The following is a 2,454-nucleotide window of genomic DNA, read 5'->3' as shown; positions in this document are numbered from 1 at the left end:
CTCGCCAGGGTCCGGGCGGCGCAGGAGGTGCGCGGAGCTCTCGCCAGGGTCCGGGCGGCGCAGGAGGTGCGCGGGGATGCGGGCCGGTGCGCGGCGGGGCGCAGGCAGCGGGGGCCGGGCCGGGCGCACTCCTGACCGGGTCAGGACGGCCGCCGCCCGGTCGGCCAGCAGCGGGTCCACCGGCAGGGCGTGGCGCGCGAACCAGGCCGCCGCGGCCGGGGTGGGTGATCCGTCCGTGAAGCGGTCACCCGCGTATGCGTCGAGCGGCGGATCGTAGAGGTAGCCCACGGTGATCCGGTGCCGGGCGAGCGCCGCGATTGCCGCGTCGCGGTCCTCGACCAGCAGCGGCACCCGGAACAGCGGCTGCGCCGGACCCGGCCGCGGTGCGGCCCACGGCGTGTCCAACAGCCGCTGTGTTCCCTCCAGATGGGCGGCGAGCCGCTCGTCGAGGCCCGCCAGCAGCCGCTCGGTCCGCCCCGACCGGATCCGGCCGGGCGCGAGCCGGTAACTGTGCATGTCGACCCGGACCCAGGAGTGGAACGCGTCGAGTGACGGCGACAGGGCAGCCGCCCGGGCCAGTTCGTCGGGCCGCAGCGCCATCCGGATGCCCGTGCGCTCCTCGAGCCTCAGCAGTCGCATCGCCGTCCGCGCCGCCCCCGTCAGCCGCAGCCGGCGCACAGTGGCCTCGGCGTGGGGGCGCAGCGCGTACGCGAGTTCCGCCGCCGGCCGTGAGGGGGTGAGCAGCACGTCCCTGGCCCGCGCCAGTTCCTCCCGTGCCGCCGGATCGGTGACGGCGAGGAATCCGCCAGTCCTCGCCCCCGTGTGCTTGGAGAGGCTGAAGACGGCCGCGTCGCCGAAGCCGCCGACCGGCCGCCCCGCCACCACTGTGCCGATCGCGTGCGCCGCGTCCTCGATCAGCGGGATGCCCAATCTGTCGCAGTGCGACCTCAGTTCGGGCGCGGGGTCGGGATTTCCGTACAGATTGGTGGTGAGTACGGCGGACAGCCCGCGCCACACGGACTCCGGAACGGCCGGGACATCGATGGAGCCGTCGTCGGCCCGCAGCGGGGCCTGCACGGGCCGCAGCCCGGCCGCGAGCACCACGAAGAAGATCACGTCGTCGTTGACCGGCGACATCAGTACGCGTCCGCCGGGTGGGCACCAGTGCCGCAGCGCGATGTAGAGCCCGAGACGGCACGACGGCATGTACAGGCACTCCCTGCCCAGGCGGCGGCGCATCAGCTCCTCGAGTGGTGCGTACGCCTGCGGGCAGCCCTCCCCAAGAGCCATGTGATTCCCCCCACTTGCCCCTGGTCAATGTGGACCAATCAGGACTGCCCCGTCAATAACGAGGAAGGGCCCATTCCTTGACGGAATGGGCCCTTCAAAGTCTGTGCAGCGGTGCGGAGTTCACTCGTCCAGCGTCAGGCTCTTGCGCAGTCTGCCCAGGGTCCGGGCCAGCAGCCGGGACACGTGCATCTGCGAGATCCCGAGCTCCTCGCCGATCTCCGACTGCGTCATGTTGGCGACGAACCGGAGGGAGAGGATCTTGCGGTCCCGCGGCGGCAGGCTCGCGATGATGGGCTTCAGCGACTCGATGTACTCGATGCCCTCGAGCCCGTGGTCCTCGTAGCCGATGCGGTGCGCGAGCGCACCCTCGTTGTCGTCGTCCTCGGGTTGGGCGTCCAGGGAGCTCGCGGTGTACGCGTTGCTCGCCGCCATGCCCTCGACGACGTCATCCCTGCTGATGTCGAGGCGCTTGGCCAGCTCGTCGAGGGTGGGGGCGCGGTCCAGCTGCTGGGAGAGCTCGTCGCCCGCCCTCGCGAGGTCCAGCCGCAGCTCCTGCAGCCGGCGCGGCACGCGCACCGACCAACTGGTGTCGCGGAAGAAGCGCTTGATCTCGCCGATGATGGTCGGCATCGCGAAGGTGGGGAACTCGACGCCGCGGCTGAGTTCGAAGCGGTCGATCGCCTTGATGAGGCCGATCGTGCCGACCTGGACGATGTCCTCCATCGGCTCGCTGCGGGTGCGGAACCGGGAGGCGGCGAACTTGACCAGCGCGAGGTTCAGTTCGACCAGGGTGTTGCGGACGTACGCGTACTCGTGCGTTCCCTCCTCGAGGGACTCGAGGCGTGCGAAGAGCGTCTTGGAGAGCTCTCGTGCGTCCAGTGCTCCCACCTCTGCGAAGGGCGGGATGTCCGGAAGGCCTGCCAGGCCCTGGAGGCCTTCGGGCTGCTCGCCGGTGGGGGTGGACAGTGTCGACGGCGCGGTGGGGGTACGCAATTCGTCGAGCCGGGGTGACATGGTCTCCTCCATCGTTCTCGGCATATGGCTGCCGAAGCCCATACATGCTGCTGCGGTGAGCGGCGCCTCCAAAGCCGGCCGTGTCGGTTGTGTCTTTACTAGCCCTACCGGTTCTGCCAGGACGATGGCAAGTGGCGTATCTCCTATATG

At 70.6% G+C, this 2,454-nt stretch carries 2 protein-coding genes; both read right to left on the bottom strand.

Features of this window, described 5'->3' with window-relative positions; all coding sequences use genetic code 11:
* A partial coding sequence (locus ABZ070_RS36750; protein ID WP_356640480.1) for a DegT/DnrJ/EryC1/StrS family aminotransferase occupies nucleotides 1-1,239 on the bottom strand: 1,239 nt, incomplete at its 3' end.
* A 171-nt stretch (nucleotides 1,240-1,410) separates the two neighbouring features.
* Nucleotides 1,411-2,304, bottom strand: a complete 894-nt coding sequence (locus tag ABZ070_RS36745; protein ID WP_356640478.1) for an RNA polymerase sigma factor SigF — start codon at nucleotides 2,302-2,304, stop codon at nucleotides 1,411-1,413.
* Nucleotides 2,305-2,454 lie beyond the last annotated feature (150 nt).

This window comes from Streptomyces sp. NPDC006283, assembly GCF_040613325.1.
In the GTDB taxonomy this organism is placed as follows: Bacteria; Actinomycetota; Actinomycetes; order Streptomycetales; family Streptomycetaceae; genus Streptomyces.
This window is presented reverse-complemented; position numbering and strand designations above follow the sequence as displayed.

Excerpts from the sequence above, each read along its gene's own strand:
- ABZ070_RS36745 (WP_356640478.1), bottom strand. The coding sequence starts at position 2,304 with ATGTCACCCCGGCTCGACGAATTGCGTACCCCCACCGCGCCGTCGACA.